The 23,908-nt window shown below is 64.5% G+C and carries 25 protein-coding genes and 1 tRNA gene; 18 read left to right on the top strand and 8 right to left on the bottom strand.

The window, feature by feature from the left end:
• Nucleotides 1–53: 53 nt before the first annotated feature.
• Nucleotides 54–524, top strand: a complete 471-nt coding sequence (locus ACSU04_RS15590) for a MarR family winged helix-turn-helix transcriptional regulator (RefSeq protein WP_439290213.1) — start codon at nt 54–56, stop codon at nt 522–524.
• A 22-nt stretch (nt 525–546) separates the two neighbouring features.
• On the opposite strand, the gene ACSU04_RS15585 is transcribed toward ACSU04_RS15590, so the two are convergent.
• The 3 genes from ACSU04_RS15585 to ACSU04_RS15575 are packed head-to-tail and all read right to left on the bottom strand — an operon-like array spanning nt 547 to nt 2,862.
• Nucleotides 547–1,440, bottom strand: coding sequence for a L,D-transpeptidase (locus ACSU04_RS15585; RefSeq protein ID WP_439290212.1), 894 nt, complete (start codon nt 1,438–1,440; stop codon nt 547–549).
• The gene (locus tag ACSU04_RS15580) at nt 1,437–2,345 is read right to left on the bottom strand and encodes a pseudouridine synthase (RefSeq protein ID WP_439290356.1); all 909 of its coding nucleotides are present in this window, start codon (nt 2,343–2,345) and stop codon (nt 1,437–1,439) included. The genes ACSU04_RS15585 and ACSU04_RS15580 overlap by 4 nt, the downstream gene beginning before the upstream one ends.
• Before the next feature lie 22 nt (nt 2,346–2,367).
• Nucleotides 2,368–2,862: a MarR family winged helix-turn-helix transcriptional regulator gene (locus tag ACSU04_RS15575; RefSeq protein WP_439280590.1), complete on the bottom strand. Its 495-nt coding sequence runs from the start codon at nt 2,860–2,862 to the stop codon at nt 2,368–2,370.
• A 90-nt stretch (nt 2,863–2,952) separates the two neighbouring features.
• Here ACSU04_RS15575 and ACSU04_RS15570 point away from each other — a divergent pair.
• The 7 genes from ACSU04_RS15570 to ACSU04_RS15540 all read left to right on the top strand — a co-directional run bounded on the left by ACSU04_RS15570 (nt 2,953) and on the right by ACSU04_RS15540 (nt 9,540).
• Nucleotides 2,953–3,024: transfer RNA gene (locus ACSU04_RS15570), tRNA-Gln, on the top strand.
• A gap of 1 nt (nt 3,025) precedes the next feature.
• Nucleotides 3,026–4,459: a bifunctional UDP-N-acetylglucosamine diphosphorylase/glucosamine-1-phosphate N-acetyltransferase GlmU gene (glmU, locus tag ACSU04_RS15565; RefSeq protein ID WP_439290211.1), complete on the top strand. Its 1,434-nt coding sequence runs from the start codon at nt 3,026–3,028 to the stop codon at nt 4,457–4,459.
• A gap of 8 nt (nt 4,460–4,467) precedes the next feature.
• Nucleotides 4,468–5,502 (top strand): ribose-phosphate diphosphokinase, encoded by a 1,035-nt coding sequence (locus tag ACSU04_RS15560; RefSeq protein ID WP_439280588.1) that lies wholly within the window; start codon nt 4,468–4,470, stop codon nt 5,500–5,502.
• 47 nt (nt 5,503–5,549) lie between these two features.
• Nucleotides 5,550–6,029 (top strand): FMN-binding protein, encoded by a 480-nt coding sequence (locus ACSU04_RS15555; protein WP_439280587.1) that lies wholly within the window; start codon nt 5,550–5,552, stop codon nt 6,027–6,029.
• A gap of 6 nt (nt 6,030–6,035) precedes the next feature.
• A complete protein-coding gene (locus ACSU04_RS15550; RefSeq protein ID WP_439290210.1) occupies nt 6,036–6,905 on the top strand; it encodes an FAD:protein FMN transferase in 870 nt (289 codons plus the stop codon).
• Nucleotides 6,906–6,919: 14 nt separating this feature from the next.
• Complete coding sequence (locus ACSU04_RS15545; protein WP_439290209.1) at nt 6,920–8,494, top strand: FAD-dependent oxidoreductase; 1,575 nt, start codon at nt 6,920–6,922, stop codon at nt 8,492–8,494.
• A 209-nt stretch (nt 8,495–8,703) separates the two neighbouring features.
• A complete protein-coding gene (locus tag ACSU04_RS15540; protein WP_439290208.1) occupies nt 8,704–9,540 on the top strand; it encodes a DUF559 domain-containing protein in 837 nt (278 codons plus the stop codon).
• 98 nt (nt 9,541–9,638) lie between these two features.
• Here the strand turns inward: ACSU04_RS15540 and ACSU04_RS15535 are convergent, their stop codons facing one another.
• From ACSU04_RS15535 to ACSU04_RS15525, 3 genes are all read right to left on the bottom strand, one after another.
• The gene (locus tag ACSU04_RS15535) at nt 9,639–11,096 is read right to left on the bottom strand and encodes a sensor histidine kinase (RefSeq protein ID WP_439290207.1); all 1,458 of its coding nucleotides are present in this window, start codon (nt 11,094–11,096) and stop codon (nt 9,639–9,641) included.
• Nucleotides 11,093–11,821, bottom strand: coding sequence for a response regulator transcription factor (locus ACSU04_RS15530; RefSeq protein ID WP_439280583.1), 729 nt, complete (start codon nt 11,819–11,821; stop codon nt 11,093–11,095). The genes ACSU04_RS15535 and ACSU04_RS15530 overlap by 4 nt, the downstream gene beginning before the upstream one ends.
• 80 nt (nt 11,822–11,901) lie before the next feature.
• A complete protein-coding gene (locus ACSU04_RS15525; protein ID WP_439290206.1) occupies nt 11,902–12,660 on the bottom strand; it encodes a FadR/GntR family transcriptional regulator in 759 nt (252 codons plus the stop codon).
• Nucleotides 12,661–12,795: 135 nt separating this feature from the next.
• On the opposite strand from ACSU04_RS15525, the gene ACSU04_RS15520 reads away from it, so the two are divergent.
• The 8 genes from ACSU04_RS15520 to ACSU04_RS15485 all read left to right on the top strand — a co-directional run bounded on the left by ACSU04_RS15520 (nt 12,796) and on the right by ACSU04_RS15485 (nt 20,631).
• Entirely contained in the window at nt 12,796–14,106 is a 1,311-nt protein-coding gene (locus ACSU04_RS15520) for an ABC transporter substrate-binding protein (RefSeq protein ID WP_439290205.1), read from the top strand.
• A 71-nt stretch (nt 14,107–14,177) separates the two neighbouring features.
• Nucleotides 14,178–15,104, top strand: a complete 927-nt coding sequence (locus tag ACSU04_RS15515; protein ID WP_439290204.1) for a carbohydrate ABC transporter permease — start codon at nt 14,178–14,180, stop codon at nt 15,102–15,104.
• Nucleotides 15,101–15,985 carry a carbohydrate ABC transporter permease gene (locus tag ACSU04_RS15510; protein WP_439290203.1) on the top strand — a complete coding sequence of 295 codons (885 nt, stop codon included), beginning with the start codon at nt 15,101–15,103 and terminating at the stop codon, nt 15,983–15,985. The genes ACSU04_RS15515 and ACSU04_RS15510 overlap by 4 nt, the downstream gene beginning before the upstream one ends.
• A gap of 2 nt (nt 15,986–15,987) precedes the next feature.
• Nucleotides 15,988–16,515 (top strand): gluconokinase, encoded by a 528-nt coding sequence (locus ACSU04_RS15505; protein WP_439290202.1) that lies wholly within the window; start codon nt 15,988–15,990, stop codon nt 16,513–16,515.
• A complete protein-coding gene (dgoD, locus tag ACSU04_RS15500; protein WP_439290201.1) occupies nt 16,512–17,663 on the top strand; it encodes a galactonate dehydratase in 1,152 nt (383 codons plus the stop codon). Before ACSU04_RS15505 ends, dgoD begins: the two co-directional genes overlap by 4 nt.
• Nucleotides 17,612–18,316, top strand: coding sequence for a bifunctional 4-hydroxy-2-oxoglutarate aldolase/2-dehydro-3-deoxy-phosphogluconate aldolase (locus ACSU04_RS15495; protein WP_439290200.1), 705 nt, complete (start codon nt 17,612–17,614; stop codon nt 18,314–18,316). The genes dgoD and ACSU04_RS15495 overlap by 52 nt, the downstream gene beginning before the upstream one ends.
• Complete coding sequence (locus ACSU04_RS15490) at nt 18,313–19,329, top strand: alcohol dehydrogenase catalytic domain-containing protein (protein ID WP_439290199.1); 1,017 nt, start codon at nt 18,313–18,315, stop codon at nt 19,327–19,329. Before ACSU04_RS15495 ends, ACSU04_RS15490 begins: the two co-directional genes overlap by 4 nt.
• Nucleotides 19,330–19,392: 63 nt before the next feature.
• Nucleotides 19,393–20,631, top strand: coding sequence for an FAD-binding oxidoreductase (locus tag ACSU04_RS15485; RefSeq protein ID WP_439290198.1), 1,239 nt, complete (start codon nt 19,393–19,395; stop codon nt 20,629–20,631).
• 68 nt (nt 20,632–20,699) lie between these two features.
• On the opposite strand, the gene gndA is transcribed toward ACSU04_RS15485, so the two are convergent.
• Together gndA and ACSU04_RS15475 are read right to left on the bottom strand one after the other, a co-directional pair.
• On the bottom strand, nt 20,700–22,148 hold the full coding sequence (gndA, locus tag ACSU04_RS15480) for an NADP-dependent phosphogluconate dehydrogenase (RefSeq protein WP_439280573.1): 1,449 nt from the start codon (nt 22,146–22,148) through the stop codon (nt 20,700–20,702).
• Nucleotides 22,149–22,274: 126 nt separating this feature from the next.
• On the bottom strand, nt 22,275–22,400 hold the full coding sequence (locus tag ACSU04_RS15475; protein WP_439280572.1) for a hypothetical protein: 126 nt from the start codon (nt 22,398–22,400) through the stop codon (nt 22,275–22,277).
• Nucleotides 22,401–22,623: 223 nt separating this feature from the next.
• Between ACSU04_RS15475 and ACSU04_RS15470 the strand changes: the two genes are divergently transcribed.
• Both ACSU04_RS15470 and pth read left to right on the top strand, forming a co-directional pair.
• On the top strand, nt 22,624–23,232 hold the full coding sequence (locus ACSU04_RS15470) for a 50S ribosomal protein L25/general stress protein Ctc (protein ID WP_439280571.1): 609 nt from the start codon (nt 22,624–22,626) through the stop codon (nt 23,230–23,232).
• Nucleotides 23,233–23,319: 87 nt separating this feature from the next.
• On the top strand, nt 23,320–23,901 hold the full coding sequence (gene pth / locus ACSU04_RS15465) for an aminoacyl-tRNA hydrolase (protein WP_439280570.1): 582 nt from the start codon (nt 23,320–23,322) through the stop codon (nt 23,899–23,901).
• Nucleotides 23,902–23,908: the final 7 nt, after the last annotated feature.

The raw sequence follows: 23,908 nt of genomic DNA, 5'->3' as shown, positions 1-23,908 counted from the left end.
ATGTATCTTACACATGTTATGCATGTGGCATATGCGTGTGGCATGATGGCGAAATGACCGCGGATCCGATCAATGTCATCGAGTACGAGTCGATGGTTTTCGAACGTCACCTCTCCTCCTTGCCGGGGCGCACCCGCCGCAGCGGAGGCGTGCTCGATCAAAGCGCATACACTCTGCTCAATCTGTTGCAGGCTGGTGGGCCGCAGAGTATCGGCGAACTCAGCGCGGTGACTGGGCTGGATGCCTCGACCCTCAACCGTCAGACGGCCGCACTGCTGCGAGACGACCTCGCGGAGCGCATCGCCGACCCGGATGGTGGGCTCGCGAGGAAGTTCCGGGCCACGGCGCACGGCGAGCTGTCAGCGCAGGAGGAACGCGCCGCCAGTCGCGCGGGCCTGGGCCGTCTGATGGAGGACTGGGCCAGCGAGGATCTTGAGGCCTTCGCCGAACTGCTCGGGCGTTTCAATCGTTCGATCGAGGAGCGGACCGGCCGCGACTGGCCTCGGCCGACGGCCAGCGACTGACTCCGCGCCCTCGTCGCCCACGTCAGGGCCTGATGATGACGCCGGTGCCCTCCGGCAGTTCGGAGAGCCTCGTGATGGCCGTCTCGTCGAGGCGGATGCATCCGTTCGAGATGGCCCCGGTGCGGTTGTCGTGATAATGAAACGCGGTCACTGCGACGTTCTCGCCGCCGAACCCATCGAGAACGGGCGACTGCAGGGACAGATAGACGATCGGGTGACCACGCGTGTAGCCGAATGAGGTGACCTCGGTCAGGTGGATGAACGCACGCCCGAGCGGCGTGGGGGAGACATCGGCGCCGAACGCGAAGTCTGTCGCGATACGTTCGGGAACGCCTGCGCGGACGATATCGACCGTGCGTGCGGACAGGCTGACCTCGACCGTTGTGTCCGTGGCCACCAGTTCGACGTCGGCGGTGCGCAGCCATCCGGTCAGCTGAGCCGGATTCCCCTGGGACGGGATGCTCTGGCGCCCGGTCAGGAGCACGCGTACCCAGTTCTCCTCGTGCTCCACCACGGCGACCGTTGTGCCGCCGTATCGATGCTCGCGCGGTAGCGCTGCCACCGGCTCTCCGAGTGGATCGGCCCAGACGGGCGCGGCGTCGGTGATGGCGCGGGCGGTGTATCCGGAGAACGGCGCATCCGGGTCGGCGTCGACCGGGAGCTGCGGCAGCACGGCGAACACATTCGCCTCTGGGAGTGTGAGCGCGTCGTAGACGCCGGTGTTCGCCGGGAAGCCGGTGGGGGTCGGAGTGGGAGTGGGTGTGGGCGTTGGATCCGGGGTGGCGCTCGGCGCGCTGGTCACGACAGGCGCGGCATCCGCGCGAGGCCAGACTACTGCGAGGACCACGACCAGCGCGACGATCAGCGCTCCGATGACGCCAACGAGGGCCCACTCACGCGGCCCGAGCCGCCTCACGGTGCGTACTTCAGCGTGCGTCGGCTCAGGAACTCGCGCTGCTTGCCCGTCAGCGGATCGATGAAACGCAGCTCTCTGGCGAGTAGCTGGAGCGGCCGCTCGTGGTCGTCCGGCTTCTCATCGGTGAGTATCGGGTAGAGGTTGTCGTGCAGAATACCGGCGCCCACCGAGGCGAGATGCACGCGCAACTGGTGCATCTTGCCGGTGTGCGGTCGCAACAGTGTGTGGATGACCTGATCGTCGGCAGCGATCAGCTCGACGAGCGTCTCGGAGTTCGGCTCTCGTGACGGGTCGACCTCGACGCAGAGCTGACCGCGCAACTTCTCGATATGGGTGCGCACGGTCAAAGGGAACGGGTTCTCCCAATGTTCGGGCCGTGTGGACACTGCCTCGTAGACCTTCGTAATCTGCCGCTTCTGGAACATCACCTGGTAAGCACCGCGCGTCTGCACGCGGGCCGAGAACATCAGCAGCCCGGCGGTGGCGCGGTCAAGCCGATGGATCGGCGCGAGATCTGAGTTGTCGAGTTGTCTCCGCAGGCGCACGAGCGCTGAGTTCTGCACATACTTCCCGGCGGGGGTGCTCGGCAGAAAATGCGGTTTGTCGATGACAACGAGGTCATCGTCCTGGTACAGGATCTCGGAGTAGAACGGGATCTCGGTCTCGGCCGGCGGCTCCCGGTAATACCAAACGAACTCTTCAGCCTCCAGCGGTGTGTATCGGGTCAGGGCCGAGCCGTCAGCGGCGACAATTTCACCGCGATCGAAGCGTTCGCGTAGCCATTCCGGATCGAGATGGAAGAAGCGTTCGACCATGTAGGCGCTCGCTGTCGGCCAGGGGCCAGTGCGCGGCAGATGCAGTCGAGTGGCGCCGACGCCGTCGCGGACGGGAAGCGGGGAGGCCATCGCCATCAGGAGTGCACCGCCATCAGGAGTCGTAGCTCAGGCTGAGTTTGCGCAGCAGAGTCGCCATGCGGTCTCGATCGGTGCGCGACAGTGCCTGCAGCAGTTCGGCCTCGACGTCGACAAGGCGGGTGATCGCGGCATCGACCCGAATGCGGCCATCGTCGGTCAGCGTGACCTGAACGCTGCGGCCATCTCCTGGATCGGCCTCTCGGCGCACGAAGCGGCGTCCCACCAGCCGATCAATCCGGTTGGTCATGGTGCCGCTGGAGACGAGAGTCTGCTGCAGAAGCTGCTTGGGGGAGAGCTGGAACGGAGTGCCCGCCCGGCGAAGAGCAGAAAGTACATCCCATTCCCAGGTCTCGATGTCACTGCGCCGGAAGACATCACGTCGTGCGCGGTCGAGATGCTTGGAAAGGCGATCCATCCGGGAGAGCACCTCGAGCGGGGAGAAATCAAGGTCGGGGCGCTGGGTATTCCACGCGCCGACGATCCGGTCGACTTCATCTGCCTCGCTCATCTGTCCATTATCGCCTCAGACGAACATCACTCGTGGCGACGGTGGACCCCTCAGGCATGGCAGAATTGTCTCGCGGCCTCATCGCCGCGGTCCGCCGTAGTGTAATGGCAGCACGACAGCCTTTGGAGCTGTTAAGTCTAGGTTCGAATCCTGGCGGCGGAGCATGACGGAGAACAAGCTCGCGATCATCGTGCTCGCCGCGGGGCAGGGCACCCGCATGAAGTCGCGATTGCCGAAGGTGCTCCACTCGATCAGCGGACGTTCGCTTGTCGGACATGTGCTGACTACGGCATCCCGTCTCGGCGCGGAGCGCATCGAGGTCGTGGTCCGTCATGAGCGTGACCGTGTCGTTGCAGTGCTCGCCGAGCACTACCCGGACGCCATCATTGTCGACCAGGACGAGATTCCTGGTACCGGGCGCGCAGTGCAGATCGCTGTCGACGCGCTGCCAGCGGACTTCGCCGGCGACGTGCTCGTGCTCTCCGGCGATGTGCCGCTGCTGGAAGCAGAGACTCTGCAGGCGCTGGTCGACGCGCACCGAGGAGCCTCCGCTGCGGCCACAGTGCTCAGCGCGCTGTTGGACGATCCGACCGGCTACGGCCGCATCATCCGCGACGCCGGCGGCACCGTGGCGCGCATCGTGGAACAGAAGGATGCCACAGCAGAAGAGGCCGCAGTCTCCGAGATCAACTCCGGCGTCTATGTGTTCCGGGCCTCCGCACTGCGCACCTTCCTGGCGAAGGTCGACCAGAACAACGCGCAGGGCGAGATGTACCTCACCGACGTGATCGGGCTGCTGCGCCAAGCGCAGGAGATCGTCGCGGCCGAGGTCGCCGGGGACTCCGCCGCGACCTTCGGCGTCAACGATCGGGTGCAGTTGGCCGAGGCAGGCCGCGTGCTCAACAATCGCATCGTGCGCCACTGGCAGCGCGAGGGTGTCACCATCATCGACCCAGCGACCACCTGGATCGATGACGACGCGAAGCTCGCGGCTGACGTCACCATCCTGCCGAACACGATCATCTCCGGCGCAACCGTCATCGACTCCGGCGCCGTGATCGGTCCAGACACATCGTTGGTCGACTGCGAGGTCGGTGCGGATGCCGTCATCCGTCGTACCGATGCGACACTCGCCGTCATCGGCGCCGGCGCGAGTGTCGGTCCCTTCGCTTACATCCGCCCTGGCACGGTGCTGGGCGCGAACGGCAAGATCGGCACCTTCGTAGAGACGAAGAATTCGCAGATCGGTGAGGGCAGCAAGGTTCCGCACCTTTCCTACGTTGGCGACACCACGATCGGTGATCGCGTCAATCTCGGCGCCGGTGCCATCACCGCCAACTATGACGACATCGTCAAGCACCGCACCGAGATCGGTGACGAGGTGCACACGGGCTCGCATAACGTCTTCGTCGCGCCCGTTAGGATTGGTGCTGGTGCGAAGACCGGAGCGGGAGCGGTCGTCCGAAAGGACGTCCCTGCTGGTGCCCTGGCCTTGAGCGTGGCCCCTCAACGCAATGTCGAGGGGTGGGTCGAGAAGAATCGTGCCGGGACCGGCGCTGCACACGCGGCATCCCGAGCGAATAAAACCGCAGAGTAAGGCAGGTCATGGGGCACAAGAAGAAGACCGTTGCATTAGATCGAGACAACGGTGTGGCCCCCGGGCTCATCTCGAAGACCAAGAAGCGGCTCGTCGTCGCAGGCGGTCGTTCACACCCAGAGCTGACTGCAGCGGTCGCCGAGGGACTCGGCATCCAGCCGGTACCTGTCGAACACCGCACATTCGCGTCTGGCGAGATCTATGCCCGCTTCGAAGTCTCGATCCGCGGATGCGACCTGTTCCTGATTCAGACCTTCGGTACGCCGGTCAATGAGTGGCTCATGGAGACGCTCATCATGATCGATGCCGCCAAGCGTGCATCGGCGAAGCGCATCACGGTCGTCGCCCCGTACTACCCGTACTCGCGCCAGGACAAGAAGGGTCGCGGCCGTGAGCCGATCAGCGCCCGCCTCGTCTCGGACCTGCTCAAGACGGCTGGCGCCGACCGCATCATGAGCGTCGACCTGCACGCCGCGCAGATCCAGGGCTTCTTCGATGGCCCCGTCGACCACCTGTTCGCAAAGCCGGTGCTGTTGGAGTACTTCAAGACGAACCTCACTGCAGAAGACCGTGAGACCCTCACGATCGTCTCGCCCGACATGGGGCGCGTACGCGTGGCTGACACCTGGTCGGACAGTCTGGGTGCCCCGCTGGCGATCATTCACAAGCGCCGCGACCCGAAGGTCGCCAACCAGGTCTCCGTACACGAGATCGTCGGAGCCGTCGAAGGCCGCACCTGCCTGCTTGTTGACGACATGATCGACACCGGTGGCACCATCGTCAAGGCTGCGCAGGCGTTGAAGTCCGCAGGCGCGCGCCGCGTGATCGTCGCTGCCACACACGCGATCTTCAGCGACCCGGCAAGTGAGCGTCTTCAGGATATTTCGATCGACGAGGTCGTCGTCACCGACACGATCCCGCTGAGCGAATCACGTCGCTGGGATGGGCTCACTGTTTTGCCGATCGCCCCGCTGCTGGCACGCGCTGTCCACGAGGTGTTCCAGGACGGTTCAGTCACCAGCATGTTCGGTGGCGACGCGTAACGCACGACCACAGCAAGCGCATAGCGGGTCGTCCTACTCTCGAATTCATGATCAGCTCGACCGTCCCGTCATCCGTTCGCAAGGGCGCCGCCGTCGCAGGTGTCGCCGGGCTTCTGGTGTTGGCCGGATGCTCTGGTACTGCTGACGCAGACGTGAAGGGCACGGCTGAGGCTCAGGGCGCGACGGCGACCGAGGCGGATTCCGGCGCGCAGGAATCGTCCGGCTCCGGTGAGTACGTCGATGGCACGTACACCGCCAAAGGCGCGTACCAGACGCCCGAGACGGTGGAGCAGATCTCGGTCATGCTGCGCCTCGAAGACGGCGTGATCACCGATGTCACGGTGACCGGTGACCCGCAGGCCCGCGAGAGCGAGCAGTATCAGGGCGTCTTCATCACCGGGATCGCCGAGGAAGTAGTCGGTGTTGCGATCCACGAGCTGAATGTCAGTCGCGTCGCGGGTTCATCGCTCACCAGCGGTGGGTTCAACTCTGCGGTGGACGACATCAAAGAGCAGGCCGCGGTCTAGTCCACGATGTCCGTCTGGAGCTTCGACGCAATCGGTACGAGGTGGGAGATCGAGACCGAGAACCCGCTGCCCAAGGCGCAGCGCACGAAGATCGACGCCCTCATCGACGACTTCGACCTGACCTGGTCCCGTTTTCGCGAAGACTCGCTGGTGACACGGCTCTCTGAAGCGGGCGGTATCGCTGCGGTGACGACGGATGCTGCGGCAATGCTTGACGTGTACCGCGAGCTGTCCGAAGCCACCGATGGCGCCGTGAATCCGCTGGTCGGGGAGAGCCTCAACGCGCTCGGCTACGACGCCGGATACTCCCTCGCCGCCGGTGCTCCGCGAGCGGCGCCATCCGATTGGCAGAGCATCCTCACCTGGACCCCATCGGAGCTGTCCCTGGCATCCGCTGGCGTGATCGACGTGGGCGCACTCGGAAAGGGGCGACTCGTTGATCTCGTGATCGATGCGCTCTCCGAGATCGAAGGTGACCTCATCGTCGACGCCGGTGGCGATCTGGCCGTGCGGGGCGCCGAGGTGCGGATTGGCCTGGAGCATCCGTTCGATGTGACCAAAGCCATCGGCATCGCGACGATTCGCGATCGGGCGCTGTCCGCATCCGCCATCAATCGGCGCGCGTGGGGCGACGGCCTGCACCACGTGCTGGATGCGCGAACCGGACTGCCAGTGCGAACATGGGCGGCGACCTGGGTTACTGCCACCAACGCGATGCGAGCGGATGCCGCAGCCACAGCGCTGTTCTTCGCTGGGGGCGCAGAACTTGCCGATCGCTGGGGCGTGGAGTGGGTGCGAATGAGTACCGACGGACACGCAGAACGCTCTGTGAATGCCCCGGTTGAGCTGTTCACGGCCTCAGCAGGCCACAGATAGGGAAGAGTTAATCTGTGACGTCTTCATTCACTGCCATCCGTCAACGGGTGCTCGCAGTTCTCGGCGCTGTGTCAATGTACCGGCTGGTCTTCTTCGCTCTGACGGCGCTGGCGCTCATCGCGCTGGTGCTCTCCGTGTTCGGCGTGATCGTGTCGCCCACGCCCCTGGAACTCGTCGTCTCGTTCGTCGTGCTCGCCGTCGTCATCTCGGCCGTCGATGCGGGCGCGCAGCGGATTCTGCACTTGCCATGGCGGGTGGAATCTTCGCTGGTCACCGCGCTGATTCTGCTGTTCGTGATGAGGCCGGGGGTCGAGCCGGCGAGCATCCTCGGCCTCGCACTGGCGGGTGCTCTCGCGAGCCTGTCCAAGTACGTCATTGCCTGGCGAGGCCGGCACATCCTGAATCCGGCGGCGTTCGGCGCAGCCGTGGTCACTATCGTCGGCTCGTTCGGTGCATTCGAATGGCTCGGCACCTCCGCATCCTGGTGGGTCGGAAACGGCGCCCTCGCGATCCCGGTCGCCGTCTTCGGGTTGGTCCTGCTGTGGCGCACCGAGAAGGTGCGTGTGGTGCTGGTCTTCCTGCTGATCGCGGTCGGCACTGCGGTCGTGCGGCAAGCGGTGCAGGCGGAGCAGTTCGGGATCGACTTCGATCTCGCATCCGCGATTGGGTTCGCCGTACTGCAGTCGCCGTACCTCTTCCTCGGCGTGTTCATGGTTTCTGAGCCGCTGACGAGTCCGCCCCGACGCTGGCAGCAGTTCTCCGTCGCTGCGCTGGTCGGCGTGCTCGCTGGCTGGCCGATCCTCATCGGAGGGCTCTTCACGCTGGGACAAGAGAGGGCGCTGCTGATCGGCAACCTGCTCGCTGTCGCGTTCGCCCTACGCGGTTCGGTGCGACTCACTCTTCACAAGCGTGAGTTCATCACCCCGACGGCGCAGGAGCTGACGTTCCGGGCCAAGGGGAAGCTGAAGTTCGTGCCGGGGCAGTACCTCGAGCTCGATGTGCCGCACCGCCATCCGGATGCACGTGGCACACGCCGCGAGTTCAGCATCGTCTCCGCGCCGGCCGACCTCCCGACGCTGCGGATCGCGTACAAAAGCGGCGATCAGAAGCATCCGTCGTCATACAAGCGGGCGCTGGCGAGTGCCGAGCCGGGTGCCACCCTTGCCGTCACCGGAACGTGGGGCGATTTCGTGTTGCCGCACAGCGATGTGCCGGTGCTCATGGTCGCCGCGGGCATCGGCGTCACACCATTCGTCTCGCAGCTGCGGCAAATGCAGGCCGATGGCGTGCAGCGTGATGTCGTGCTCGTCTATGTCGCAGCCGAGGCCGCAGAGCTCGCGTTCCGCGCAGAACTCGAGGCGACCGGCGTGCCTGTTGTCATATTCACGAGGGATGCTCCGGCTGATCTTCCCGCGCACTGGACCTGGGCGCAGGGAGTGCGCCTGGACGCGGAGGGACTGGAGCGGGTGGTTCCGGATATCTCGACTCGGCATACCTTCATCTCGGGCCCGCCGCGGCTGCTCGCCGATCTCGCCCCGGCGCTGAAGAAGGCACGCACCCTGACGACGGACGCCTTCGCCGGGTACTGACCGGTGCCCCGGCGGACGCTCGCCCCGGCACACTTGCAGGGCGATCGAACGGATGTATGGCGAAACGCCGACGGATGCCTCGACATCCGTGCCTCGGCCCTGCAAGTGTGCACGGCGACTTGTCCTGCACATCTGCGAGACCTCGCGATTTCATCCACAATCGCCGTCGGGGCAAGTTCTCGAGCCTCGGGATGGGACAGGATCGGCGGATGCTGCAACCATCCCAACTCATCACACACGCGGGCGGAATCGCCCGAGGAACTCGTCTTCAGGAGTTCGGATTCTCCCGAAGGATGCTGTCGAACTCAGTGAAGGACGGAAGCATCCTGCGGGTGCGTCCAGGCGTCTTCGCCGTGCCCTCCACCGATGCGGAACTGATCGATGCTGCCGCGCACGGCGGCGCCGTGACCTGTGCGCGCGCACTGCGCCGGCATAGCATTTGGACGTTGAATGACGATGCCACCGTGCACGTCTGGTTGGGCGGCACCGGAAGAGTCCACCATCCGAGGAGCTGCTCATGCGTCGGACACTTCTTCGCTGGGAGGATGAGCCTCGGGCTGGCGCCGCTGGAGGTCGTGCTCGTGCATGTCTATCACTGCCATGGTGACGAGGCGTTCTTTGCGGCGCTCGAATCGGCGCTTCGGCAGCGGAAGATCACCTCTTCTGCGAGGACCCGTGTGCGCGCGCGACTACCGGTGAACGCGCGCTGGCTTGTCGATCTTGCCCGCAGCGACGCGGACAGCGGTCTCGAATCACTTCTGCGGCTGCGCCTTCATCTGCTTGGCATCCGTCTTGACTGTCAAGTCGTGATTCCCACGGTCGGCACGGTCGACTTCGTCATCGGCGAGCACCTGATTTTGGAGACCGACGGCAAAGAGAACCATGACGACGAGTCACACCGACACAAGGATCTTGTGAGGGATGCCGCGGCATCCCTTCTCGGATACGAGACGCTCCGTTTCGACTACGCGCTCGTCGTCTACGACTGGCCCATGGTCGAGGCTGCAATCATCGCGGCGCTAGCGCGGATGGCATGGCGCGTCTGAGCTGCACACCTGCAGGGCGATCGAACGGATGCATGGCGAAACGCCGACGGATGCCACTGCATCCGTGCCTCGGCCCTGCAAGTGTGAGCCGGGATGGGTCACACCGCGGGCGTCCGGGGGAACCTGACCGCGAATGTCGTATTGCCGGGCTCTGACTCCACCGCGATCTCTCCGTCGTGACCTTCGACGATGGCCTTGACGATCGCGAGCCCCAGACCGGTGCCACCGGTCTGGCGGGCGCGTGAACTGTCTCCTCGCGCGAAGCGAGCGAACATTTCATCACGCACCTGCGGGTCGATGCCTGGGCCATCATCATGCACGCGGATCACAGCCTGATCGTTCTCCACAGCGACGCCCAGGGTGATCTGGGTTCCTGCCGGTGTGTGAGTGCGTGCGTTCGCGAGCAGGTTCGCGACCACCTGATGCAGTCGCCCCGCATCGCCGAGCATGGTCACCGGCTCCTCGGGAACATCGATGCTCCAGTGATGCTCTGGAGCAGTGGGGCGCGCGTCGGCCAGCCCCTCCAGCGCCAGTTGGGTGAGATCGACTGTGCCGTGCACGAGTTCCTGACCCTCATCCAGGCGAGCCAGCAGCAGCAGATCCTCGACCAGTCGGGTCATCCGCAGTGACTGTGCCTGGATGCGCTCCAGCGCCGTCTGAGCTGTGTCCGGCAGTGTCCGATCCCGCAGCGAGAGCTCGGAATACCCGCGAATGGACGCCAGGGGAGTACGTAGCTCATGGCTGGCATCCGCGACGAACCGTCGCATCCGCTCCTCGTTGTTCTGCCGCGATGCGAGGGAATCGTTGACGTGATCGAGCAGCTTGTTCAACGATGCGCCTACGAGGCCGGTCTCGGTTCGGGGATCGGCCTCGTAGGTCGGTACGCGCTCGGTAATGGTGACCTCGCCACGATCCAATGGCTGATTGGCCACGCGCATTGCCGTCGCCGCCACCGCTCGCAGGGGTCGCAGACTCATCCGAATCGTGATCGTTGTGGTGAGCGCAAGCAGGATGAGTCCGCCGAGGGTGGCGAGCGTGATGACGGTGAGCAACTGCGCCATGGTGCTCTGCACCTCATCGCGAGGCAGACCGGTGACGATTCCGATGCCGCCTGATTCTCTGACGGTGACGGAGAAGGAACCGAGACCGTCCAACATCACAGAGGTGTTCGGCGATGTCTTGACAGCGTCGGTGAGGGCTTCGAACTGGGCATCCGAGAGAACGGTCGTCCCTTCGGACGTGACCAGAGCGCCGCTGGCGCCGTCCTCAAATGCGATTGCCAGGAGTAGGCCGGGATAGTGCTGACCGGCGAGCACATTCTGTGCGGTGAGCGGCCGGCCGGCGACAGTCAAGATTTGCGCCTGTTTGACGAGAACTGTTGTCTGGCTCGCAATCCGATTCAGTTGATCCTGCAGCCGCCCTTCCAGTGCCTGGCCGAGCGTCGCGCTCGTGATCACCGCGACGATGATGAGGATGAGCGACACGAATCCGATGACGGCGGCCATCAGCCGCGTCTGCAGGGTCAGCGGGTGCCGCGTCATCCCCGTTGAGCTCACTGCGGGGCCTTGATCATGTATCCGACGCCGCGAACAGTGTGCAGCAGCGGCGTGCGCCCGGCATCGATCTTCTTGCGGAGGTAGGAGATATACAGCTCCACGACCGAGGACTTGCCACCGAAGTCGTAGCTCCACACCCGGTCGAGGATCTGCGCCTTCGAGAGCACTCGGCGCTCATTGCGCATGAGATAGCGGAGCAGTTCGAACTCGGTGGCGGTCAGTTCGATCTCGGTGCCGTCGCGCTCGACTTCGTGGCTGTCCTCATTCAGTGTGAGATCGCCGACGCGAAGAATCGACTGGCCCTCGTCGCTCGTCGCAAGCCCGGTGCGACGGATGATCGCACGCAGACGCGCGATGACCTCCTCCAGGCTGAACGGCTTCGTCACATAGTCGTCACCACCGGCGGTGAGGCCCGCGATGCGGTCGCCGACGGCATCCTTCGCGGTGAGGAACAGCACGGGGACGAAGTTGCCCGTTTCGCGCAGGCGTCGCAGGACACTCATACCGTCGAGGTCGGGCATCATGATGTCGAGCACCAGCGCGTCAGGCTCGAATTCGCGTGCGACCTGGAGTGCCTCCAGACCGGAGGATGCCGTGCGCACTTCCCAGCCCTCCATGCGCAACGCCATGGCGAGCAGATCGGTGAGCATCTGCTCATCGTCCACGGCGAGGATGCGCAGAGGAGAACCATCGGGGCGGCGCAGTTCAGGCTGGTCGTTGCTCATGGAACCATTCTGGGCAATCTCCTATGTGATTGCTATGGAATCCGCTATGTGTGATCTGTGAGTTTCGCGGTCAGTGACAGTCAGCCGATGATCGGGACCTCGTTGTCCCAGATCGAGCTCATCTCGGCGAGCGTGCGATCCATGATGGCGACCATCGACGCGGCAGCCTTGTCGGCGTTTCCGGTTTGGATGGCGGTGGCGATGTCCACATGCATCTGCAGCGCTTCGGATGCCGGGAACTGCGGCATCAGGCTGTACTGGGAGCGACCGGTGAGTACCTCGGCGACGAGATGATGCAGCTGAGCGAACATCTCGTTGCCGCTCATCGTGAGAATGAGGGAGTGAAACTCCTTGTCGAGGGTCAAGAACGCGGGCGCATCGCCAGCCTTCCCGGCAGCCCAGAGCCTTCCGGCGAGGCCCACGAGGTCACTGGCCTGATTCAGCGGGGCGCGCATCGCTGCCATTCGGGCGGCGGCAGGTTCGATCGCTCCACGTAGTTCAGTGAGCGATCGCAGCTGCGCGACACGACTGGGGCTCGCGAGTCGCCAGCGGATGACCTGCAGGTCGTACACGTTCCATCGGGTCAATGGCAGCACCCGCACGCCCACCCGCCGCTTCGGTGTCGTCAGACCCAGCGCCTCGAGCGCCCGCAGTGCCTCGCGAACCACAGAACGAGAGACCTGGAAGCGGGCCTCGATCGACTCGGTCGTGAATGTCGTCTCCGGCCCGATCGCACCCGCGCAGATTTCGCGCCCGAGGGTGTCAAGTACGAGATTGCGGAGGTCACCCTTCACCACTGAAGGTGCGGCGTCGGTGGTGAGTACGATTTCGGTGTTCATGACTAGAGCATATCTTTTTGGTTACACGGGTTGATAGGTATGACTTGTGAGGGTTATCTTGACCACTAAGCAGATGTAACGGAACACCTGCACCAGGAGCAGTCGCGATGACGCGCGGCTCAGGATGGAGTCACAGTGAAGTACGGATCCAAGACCGCCCGCTTCCTCGCGGCGGCAACAACAGCAGTGGTAGCTGGCGCACTTGTCAGCTGCAGCTCAGGGCCGGAGACCGACGAGACCGCCGGCATCGAGGGCGAGACCATTCGGGTCACCCTCGCCAACCACGTCTGGACCGAGACCATCAAGGAACTCATTCCGGAATTCGAGGAGGAGACCGGCGCCACCGTCGAAATCTCGCAGCTCGCAGAAGACCAGCTCTCTGACCAGTACAACGTCAAGCTCAATGCCGGCACGGATGAGATCGACGTGCTCATGTACCGCCCGCTGCAGGAGAACAAGCTGTTCGCCAGCAACGGCTACCTTGCCGACCTCACCGAGCGGGCCGAGGCCGACACGGAGTGGGATTGGTCTGACTTCCAGTCTGGGCCGGCGTCGCTGACCACCTACGAGGACGTGATTGTCGGCGTCCCGATCATCACCGAGCGCACCGTGCTCTACTACCGCAAGGACCTCCTCGAAGAGGCAGGCCTTGAAGTGCCGGCCACGCTCGAGGATCTCGATGCTGCGGCAGCGGCGATCCATGCGCTGCATCCAGACGTTGCCGGCTACATCGGTCGTACCGGCAAGTCCGCGGCCGTGACTCAGTTCAGTGCGTTCCTGTTCAGCTCGGGTGGTCAGTGGATCAATGACGACGGCACCTCTGCGATCGGCAGTGATGAGGCTCGTGGCGCGTACCAGTACTACGGCGACCTCATCCGCAATCACACGGATGCCACGATCAACCCTGAGATGAGCTGGCCCGAGGCATTCGCCGTGTTCCAGCAGGGTCAGGCCGCATTCATCGCAGACGCTGACAGCCTGTACAAGAACATGACCGACCCGACGCAGTCGACGGTCTCTGAGCAGGTCGGCTTCGCGGCCTTCCCCGAGGGCGAAGCCGGGTCCAAGCCGTATAACGTCGCGGCGTGGGCACTCGCCATCAACGAGACCTCTGCGAACCAGGACGCCGCATGGCAGTTCGTCCAGTGGGCGACGTCGAAGGAGATCACGCTGGAGATGGCCAAGCTCGGTGTCTCCGGTGCACGCACCTCGGTGTGGGACAACCCCGAGGCGACCGCCGAGTACCCGGCCGAGCTCGTCGAGGCGATCAAAATCAACGGCGCGAACGGCGTCGGCCAGGATCGTCCTCTCGTGATCCAGGTCGCACTGGCCCGCGAGCTCGTGGGCGGTCCGATCGTCGAGGCCATCGCCGGCGGCGACGTGGATGCGGCGGTTGACTCCGCGAACACGGCGTTCGACGAATTCCTTCTCGAGGACGCCGAGTAACCATTCCGCCAGTCCGTCGTCGCCCCGGTGAAGCACCGGGGCGACGACGGCCGACCCTCACGGAAGCACTCATGACTGCACTACAGACACCCGAGAACGTCGGGGCGATGGAGCGCTTCAGCCGCTGGGCCAATCGGCACCGAAAGTGGCTGTTCGCTGGTCCCTCCATCGCCTTCACCGCTCTGCTGCTTGCCATCCCGTTGGGCTGGACCGTCTTTCTCAGCTTTACCGATTCGAAGCGTTCCGTTCGCCGGGCCTTCGATTTCATCGGCGCGGAGAACTACATCGAAGCGCTCACCGACACCGAACGGTTCTGGCCCGCCGTCTGGCGCACGTTCGCCTTCACCGGTGGCGCACTCTTCTTCGAGTTGATTCTCGGCATGATCATCGCCCTCCTGCTGTGGAAGCCGTTCCGAGGCCAAGGCGTCGTTCGAACGATCATCCTGCTCCCGCTGGTGGCGACACCGGTCGCGGTCGGCATGATGTGGCGGCTGCTTTTCGAGCCGAACATCGGCTTCATCAATGAGATGCTCAGCTGGGTCGGCATCCCCCCTCAGCCGTGGTTGGCGGATCCTGCCACGTCGCTGGCTACGCTGACATTCGTCGACATCTGGCAGTGGACGCCGATGGTGACGCTCATCCTGCTCGCTGGGCTCACCGGCCTCTCCGACGAACCCCAGGAAGCCGCAAAGGTCGACGGTGCGAACGGCTGGCAGCGCTTCTGGTACGTCATCGTCCCGCTGATGCGCCCGGTGATCGTCGCGGCGGTTCTCCTGCGCGGCATCGATGCGCTGAAGACCTTCGACATCCTCTACGCCACCAAGGGCAAGGGCGGCGGGGCATTCCACGACGTGGAGACGCTCAACGTGTATGCCTATGGCCTGAGCTTTGACTACAACGAGTACGGACTGGCGTCGGCGGTGCTGATCCTGTTCTTCCTCCTCATCTTGGCCGTGATCTGGGTTCTCCAGATGCAGAGAAAGGGCAAGGAGTCATGACCTCGATGACTGATACCCGCACCCTCGTTACCGGCGGCGCAAAGCCGCCGATCATGCGACGCCGGAAGTTCCGATGGGGGACCGTTGGACGGTTCATCGGGCTCGCCCTCATCGTGCTTGCGTTCCTCGGCCCGATCGTATGGATGGTGCTCGCCAGCCTCAAGCTGAATGTGCAGATCTACGACCCCACCAAGGCGTTCATCTTCGACCCGACGTTGGAGAACTACGGCACGGTGTTCGATCCGCGTCGTGGCAACTACCTTGTCTACATCTGGAACTCGTTCTTCGTCGCTTTCATGGCGACGGCACTCTCTCTCGTACTCGCGGTTCCAGCCGCCTACGCGATGAGCCGATTCATCATGAATAAATCGGCGATGGTGGTACTGCTGGCACGCATCATTCCCGGCGTCAGCCTGCTGGTGCCGTGGTACTTCATCTTCGCCCAGTTGAAGCTGACCGGCGGGTATACGCCGTTGATTCTCTCGCACATGTTCGTGTCGCTGCCGCTGATTCTCTACATCATGATGTCGTTCTTCGATCAGCTTCCGCTGGAGCTGGAGGAGTCGGCGCAGGTGGACGGACTCACTGCGATCGGCGCGTTCTTCCGGATCACGCTGCCGCTGTCGGTGCCAGGTATCGCAACGGCGACGATCCTGTCGTTCATCTTCTCGTGGAACAACTTTATGTTCGCCCTCGTGCTCTCCGGCAACTCCACCAAGACGCTGCCGGTGGCGATCTTCGACTTCATCGGCTACGCCTCGATCGACTGGGGTGCGCTCATGGCGGCATCCGTCGTGGTGACGACGCCGATCATGCTGATCGCCCTGTTCACGCAGCGCTATATCGTCAGTGGGCTCACCGCCGGCGCCACAAAGGGTTGAGCATGTCTGCAGCACGGACCGTATCCATCGTGGTGATGGGAGTGCAGGGAATCGGCAAATCCACCATCGGCAGTCTGCTCGCAGAGCGACTGGGCGTCCCCTTCATCGACGGGGATGACCTGCACTCCGAGCAGAATATCGAGCTCATGGCAGCCGGGACAGCGCTCACGGATGACAATCGCGAGCCATGGCTGCATGCGGTGGGTGCTGCGCTGGTTGAGCGAGCCGCCTCGGGTGGCGTCGTGGTGGCCTGCTCCGCACTGCGCCGCAGCTACCGTGATCTCATCCGCGAGCACGATCCAGAGGCGTACTTCGTTGACCCGTGGGGAGCGGTCGAATTGGTGCGTGAGCGCGTGAGCGCCAGGACGCACGAGTACATGCCGCCAGCCCTGCTGCAGTCGCAGTACGACACACTTGAGCCGCTTGCCGCCGATGAGCACGGAATCAGAGTCAGTGTGATCGCCACACCGCAGGCGATTGTCGCCCAGGTTGCCGCCGACTATCTCTCGCAGGCAGGAGGCGCGCCATGACTGCCACCATTGCCCGCATCGAGTCATTCCCCGTCGCGCCGCGCTGGCTGTTCGTGCGCATCGAGACGAGCGACGGGCTCGTCGGTTGGGGTGAGGCGTCGCTGGAGGGCTATGCCGATGTCGTGCGCGCGGCTGTCGACCAGTTCGCCGGGTATCTCATGGGACGTGACCCTGGCCTGATCGAGGATCACTGGCAGGTGCTCACCAAAAGTCAGTTCTATCGCGGTGGCGCGGTGCTTGCCAGCGCCGTCGCCGGCGTCGATCAGGCGCTGTGGGATCTCAAGGGCAAGAGGCTCGGCGTGCCGGTGCATGACCTGCTCGGCGGTGCAGTTCGCGACCGCATCCGCGCCTACGGCTGGGTTGGCGGTGACGACCCGGCCGAAGTGGCCGACCACATCGCTGAGCAGCTCGAGGTCGGACTCACCGCAGTGAAGATGAACGCCTCCGGCAAGATGAGTCGAAACGGCTCGGTCGCAGAGCTGGACGGCGTCGTCTCGCGGGTCGCCATGGCCAGGGACGTACTCGGTCCCGATCGCGATGTCGCGGTCGATCTGCACGGGCGATTCACGCTCGCCACCGCTCGCCGCTTGGCGCCGTTGTTGGAGCCGCTGCATCCGTTCTTCCTTGAGGAGCCGGTCGTTCCGGAGAACTCGCACGCGATAGACCGGATCGTGGATGCGACGACGATTCCGATCGCCACGGGGGAGCGGCTGTACAACAGGCAGGAGTTCCTTCCGGTGCTGCAGGCCGGAATTGCCATCGCCCAGCCTGACCTCTCCCACGCCGGAGGGATCTCCGAGGTACGCCGAATCGCTGCTCTCGCGGAGACGTTCGACGTCTTGCTTGCCCCGCACTGCCCGCTGGGGCCGCTCGCGCTTGCCGCATGCTTGCAGGTGGGTTTCGCGACGCCGAACTACCTCATTCAGGAGCAGTCGATCGGCATCCATTACAACCAGGGTGCTGAGGTGCTCGACTATGTCGTCGACACGGCGCCGCTGAAGTTCGTCGATGGCGGGTTTGAGCGGTTGACTGGTGCTGGTCTCGGAATCGAGATCGACGAGAAGGCCGTACGGGATGCCGCGTCTCGCTGGGAGACATGGCAGAACCCGATTTGGCGGCACGCAGACGGATCGGTGGCGGAATGGTGAACAGCACCGTGGACAACGCGCAGTTGCGCGATCGAATCGCTTCTGATCGTCTGGTGGCGATTCTGCGGGGCACCGATGTGGATGCGACCGTCGCCGCGGCGCGCACACTCATCGACGCCGGTGTCACGACGCTGGAGATCACACTCACTCTGGCGGATGCCGAGGAAGCGATCTCTCAGATCGTGGCGGATGCCCCGACCGAGGCACTCATCGGCGCGGGAACCGTCCTCACTGAGGCAGACACCGACCGTGCGCTCGCCGCAGGTGCGCAGTTCATCGTCACTCCGACGCTCACGGCATCCGTCGAATACGCGATCCGTCAGGGTATCGGTGTGCTTCCCGGCGTTTACACGCCCACCGAGATTCAGCGGGGGATGGATCTGGGTGCGGCCGCGGTGAAACTTTTCCCCGCGGCCACACTCGGGGCTGGATTCATCAAGGCAGTGCGTGATCCATTCCCGGATGCCAGGATCATCCCCGTCGGGGGTGTGTACGTCGAGACGATCGACTCATTCCTCGCGGCGGGTGCCTTCGGGGTTGGCGTGGGGGGACCGCTGGTGGGGGATGCTGCCCGCCCCGGCGGCGACCTGATAGCCCTCGCCGCGCGCGCCGCAGCGTTCCGCACGACCATCGTGAAAAGCCGCGACCGATGAGCACCATGCCCGCGGTGATCAAGCGTGGCCCCGGCGTCGAGGGTATCGAGCTCGGCGAGGTCGACGTTCCGATCGCTGGTGCAGGGCAGGTCGTCATCGACGTCCTCGCAACCGGCATCTGCGGCACCGACGTGCATGTCGCCCATGACAAGTACGACCACGAGCGGCCGGTCGTGATGGGCCACGAAGTTCTCGGCGTCGTCTCCTCGGTCGGATCTGAACAAGACGCGGCCTGGGTCGGTGTCAAGGTGGCAGCCGAGACCTACTTCGCCGCCTGCGAGAGGTGCGACATGTGTCGCGCAGGGCGCCGCAATCTGTGCGCGGACCGCCGCTCGATCGGATCATTCCGAAACGGCGGGTTCGCCACCCAGATGCTGCTGCCGGTCATCAACCTGCACCGGATGCCAGCAACGCCAGGGGAACTCGACGGAGTGCTCAGCGAACCACTCGCCTGCGTCGCCCAGTGCCTGCTCGATCCGCCGGTCGTGCAACCGGGGGACCGCGTGCTCGTCACCGGGCCCGGAGCGATGGGACAGCTGGCAGCACAGGTCGCGAAGGCATCCGGGGGTATCGTCACCCTCGCCGGGCTCCCCGCCGATGCCGCACGTCTGGCGGTTGCCGCAGACCTCGGTATCGGGACGACCGCGCAGACACCGGAGGCTGACTCTTTCGACGTCGTCATCGAATGCTCCGGCTCCGCTCCGGGTGCGGCAGGCGCACTGCGTGCGGCGCGCCGAGGTGCACGCTATGTGCAGGTGGGGATATTTGGACGCGAGGTCACGCTGCCGTTCGACATCGTCTTATACAAGGAGCTCACCGTCACCAGTGGCTTCGCATCCACGCCGGCCTCCTGGCGCGCGGCGATGCGGCTGATCGCGGCGGGCGACGTTGTGCTGACACCGCTGATCACGAAACAGGTGCCACTGGCTGGCTTCTTCGATGCCCTTGACGCCGCGGCGCGCGGCGAGGGTCTGAAGACCGTCGTGGTACCCGGAAGCTCGTCGGTTCGCTGACGGCGCATGGCCGATTCTCGCGATTTGGCCGTAAACGTCGGTGCCCGTCGCTAGCGTGAGCGCATGACAAATAGTCCACTCACAGTAGTTCCGGCGACACCGGAGGATGTCGCCGCCCTGGTGCGACGCGCGCAGCAGGAAGCTCTCACCATCACCGTCGTATCCGGCGGCCATGGGCCCTGGTCGCGAGACGTGCCGGACGGCATGCGGATCGATCTCACCGAACTTGCGGACGTCCGCGTCGAAGGCACCACTGTGCATATCGGCGGCGGGGCGACATGGGGCGCGGTCGCCACCGCGCTCACGGATGCGGGGCTGGCGATCAGCTCGGGTGACACCGCCAGCGTCGGCGTCGGCGGGTTGACGCTCGGCGGCGGAATCGGCTGGATGGTGCGCAGTTGGGGGCTCGCAGCCGATCAGTTGATCGGCGTACAACTCGTGACCGCAGCCGGCGAGATCGTCGAGGCCACAGCAGATGAGAACGCCGAGTTGTTGTGGGCGCTGAAGGGCGGAGGCGGTAACTTTGGCATCGTGACACGCTTTGATTTCGCGGCCCATCACCTCTCCGGCATCGCGTACGGCGAGTATGTGATCGGTGGGGATGCCGCTGCTGTGCTGCGCACGACCCGTGATCTGATGCGCACGGCCCCGCGCGAGCTGACGGTCACCTACATGGATGTTCCGGCAATGGACCCGAGCGCACCGGCCGGGGCGCGTCTGGCCGCGGTCTGGGCAGGGGACGACGCGGATGCGCTGCGAACTTCCCTCGCGCCGGTGGCAGCATTGGAGGGCACCGAAGCCGCGGTGACGACTCCGGCATACCGGGAGATCCTGCTCGAGATGCCCGTGCCTGAGGCGGGGGAGGACGCGGCTGCCCCGCCCGGGTTCCTGGGCGGCAATGGCCTCTTTGCGGAGCTCGACGATGACCTCATCGATCGGCTGGTGGCGTTTCGCGGCGCGTATCCGGCATCGGTCGTGTTCCTGCGCTCACTCGGGGGAGCGTTCGCCGACGTGCCTCAAGAGACGACACCCTTCCCGGCAAGGTCGGCGACGTGGTTCGTGATGGCGGGTGGGTTTGACATCCCCGGCATGATCGATGACGACACACGGGCAGCGATCCTCGCCCACTGGCGAGAGATCGAATCCGGTCGCCTGGCCGAATATGGAAACTTCGCGGACACGGAACGTCCGGCAGCAGTGCCGGGAATGTTCTCGACCGAGGCACTTAAGCGGTTGCGTGCGGTGAAAGCGGAGTGGGATCCGCACAACGTGTTCCGGCGAAACCACAACATCGTCGCGTGAGGCGGGTCTTTACCGAATGACGAAGGGCCGGCAACCTCGCGGTTACCGGCCCTTCGAAATGAAAGCGATCAGTGCGTGTCTTCCGCCTCGATCTCGGTGCGGTCGCCAGACCACAGCGTGTGGAACGTGCCCGGCTTGTCGATGCGCTTGTAGGTGTGCGCGCCGAAGAAGTCACGCTGTCCCTGGATGAGGGCTGCGGGGAGTCGGTCGGCGCGGATGCCGTCGTAGTACGCCAGTGATGACGAGAATGCCGGCGACGGGATGCCCGCCTCGGTCGCGGCGATGACAACACGACGCCATGAGGCCTGGCCGCGAGTCAGTGCGTCGGCGAAGTACGGCGCAGCCGCGAGCACCGGAAGATCCGGAGTCTCGGCGTATGCGTCAGCGATGCGGTTGAGGAACTGGGCGCGGATGATGCAGCCGGCGCGCCAGATCTTGCTGATCGCGCCGAGGTCGATCGTCCAGTCGTATTCGACCGCGCCCGCGCGGATCTCATCGAAGCCCTGCGAGTAGGCGATGATCTTCGAGGCGAACAGCGCCAGGCGCACGTCCTCGATGAATGACTCGGTGTCCTCGACCTCGAACTCGTCCTCCGGGCCGGGCAGAGCTGCGGCAACCGCGCGCTGCTCGGGGTGTGAGGACAGCGAACGAGCAAACGTCGCCTCGGCGATGCCGGAGACGGGAACGCCGAGGGAGAGTGCGGTCTGCACTGTCCACGCGCCGGTTCCCTTGGCGCCTGCCTGGTCGACAATCACATCGACGAGTGGCTTGCCTGTGGATGCATCCACCTGACGGAGCACCTCGGCGGTGATCTCGATCAGGTACGACTCCAGCTCGCCCTTGTTCCACTCGGCGAAGATGTCGGCGATCTCCGCCGGCGTCTTTCCGGTGCCGCGGCGGATGAGGTCGTAGGCCTCAGCGATGAGCTGCATGTCGGCGTACTCGATGCCGTTGTGCACCATCTTCACGAAGTGCCCGGCGCCGTCGTGGCCGACGTGCGTGACGCACGGCTCGCCCTCGGCGACTGCCGCGATCGACTTCAGGATCGGGCCGAGCGTGGTCCACGACTCATCAGATCCGCCCGGCATGATGCTCGGGCCGAGCAGTGCGCCCTCTTCACCGCCGGAGATGCCGGCGCCGACGAAGTTGATGCCCGTCTCGCGGACGGCCTTCTCCCGGCGGATGGTGTCGGGGAAGAACGCGTTTCCGCCGTCGACGATGATATCGCCAGGCTCGAAGACCGAGGCGAGCGAGTTGATGACCGCATCGGTGGGTCCGCCGGCCTTGACCATGATGATCGCGGTGCGCGGCTTCTGCAGAGAGTCGGCGAACTCCTGGTAGGTGGATGCCGGAACGAAGCCGGCTTCCGGGTGTTCATCGAGAACGGTCTGCGTCTTCTCGTAGCTGCGGTTGAAGATCGCCACAGTGTTGCCCTCGCGGCTGGCGAGGTTGCGGGCGAGATTCGAACCCATGACGGCGAGTCCGACGACTCCGATGTTCGCTGATGCTTCGGGCACAGACTGCTCCTCGGTCGTGAAGTTAGGGATGCTCTCAGATTATCCCTGTGGACGACGTCCGAGCGCGCGTGTGTCACGAGATGCCATTTGTTGGCGTGACACGCAGGCGTGGCGCCGCTGTGGCGGTCAGTCCTTGCGGTAGCTGGTGCGCCCCATCGAGAACAGTGCGCCGAACGTCAAGACGGTGGCACCCAGCGCCATGACGCCGATGAGCCAGAGGAGGGCGTGTGAAAGGAAAGCGCCGTCGAGCATGCCGGACTCCAAGTTCTGCGTGGGGAAAAGACCTGAGTTTCAGCCTACCCGGTCATCCGGTACGATAGAGGAGTTCCTCGGCGAGGGATGCTTCGCGTGCGTGGCATCCGTGATCGACGCGGCGAACCAAGCCTCGTGGCTTCTTCGTGCGTCTGCGGTCGAGAATCTGACAATTAGACCACCACGTGACGAGTAGTTCGTCGCGTGCCCCGAAGGAGAATTCATGTCTAAGGACACCAAGGTCCACGCCGAGGTTCGTGAGCAGTTCGGCAAGGGCTTCGCCCGCCGCCTGCGCGCTGCCGGCAAGATCCCCGCCGTCATCTACGGTCACGGCACCGATCCCGTGCACGTTGCACTGCCCGGCCACCAGGTCTCGCTCATCATTCGTCGCGCGAACGCGCTGCTTGAGCTCGACATCGATGGCAAGGAGCAGCTCGCACTCGTCAAGGATGTGCAGCGTGACCCGGTGCGCCAGATCATCGAGCACATCGACCTCCTCGTCGTGAAGAAGGGCGAGAAGGTTCAGGTTGAGGTTCCGATCTTCACCAGCGGTGAGTCTTTCGCTGGCACGAGCGTGACCCTCGAGGTCACCACGATCAAGCTCGAGGTCGAGGCGACCCACATCCCTCAGAACCTCGAGGTCTCGGTCGAAGGCCTTGAAGAGGGTGCGCACATCACTGCAAGTCAGGTCGTGCTGCCCAAGGGTGCGACTCTGCTGGATGACCCGGAGCTGCTGCTCGTCGCGGTCTACGTCCCCGCAGCTGAGACGTCCGCGGACGACGCCGCTGAGGCTGCTGCTGCAGCACCTGCTGCTGAGGCTGCTGCGGAGTAATTCACCCGCACTTCGTGCACAGAGGGGACGCGAGCACATCGCGTCCCCTCTGTCGTATCCTGACGGCGTTCGAAAGGCGGCAGACGTATGGCTGAGACCTGGTTGATCGTGGGGCTGGGTAATCCCGGCCCTCGCTACGAGAGCACCCGGCACAATATCGGCCAACTCGTTGTGGATGAGCTTGCGGCACGTCGCAGCGAGAGCTTCCGTGAGCACAAAGCTGGTGCGCGCGTCATCGAGACCTGGTTGCGGCCAGGGGGAGACAAGCTCGTGCTCGCGAAGCCGAACTCTTTCATGAACGTCGCCGGTACTCCGGTGGCAGCCCTCGCGCGCTTCTACTCGGTGCCTCCGGAGCGCACGGTACTCGTCCACGACGAACTGGACATCCCGTTCGACAGCGTGAAGCTGAAGATCGGCGGAGGGCATGGCGGACACAACGGTGTGCGAGATGTTGCCCGCGCAATCAGCACGGCAGACTTTCCGCGTGTGCGCGTGGGCATCGGGCGCCCGCCTGGGCGTCAAGACCCGGCCGATTGGGTGTTGTCGCCGTTCGGAAAGATTGAGCGCGAGACCCTGGGGATTCTCGTCTCAGACGCAGCGGATGCCGTTGAACTACTCGTTGCTGAGGGACTGCTGGCTGCTCAGCAGAAGCATCACGCCCCGCGCTGAGCGCGAG

It is taken from the genome of Microbacterium sp. A84 (assembly GCF_051842815.1).
Lineage (GTDB): Bacteria > Actinomycetota > Actinomycetes > Actinomycetales > Microbacteriaceae > Microbacterium.
Note: the sequence above shows the minus strand (reverse complement) of the source record. Positions and strands in the feature narration are given on the sequence as shown.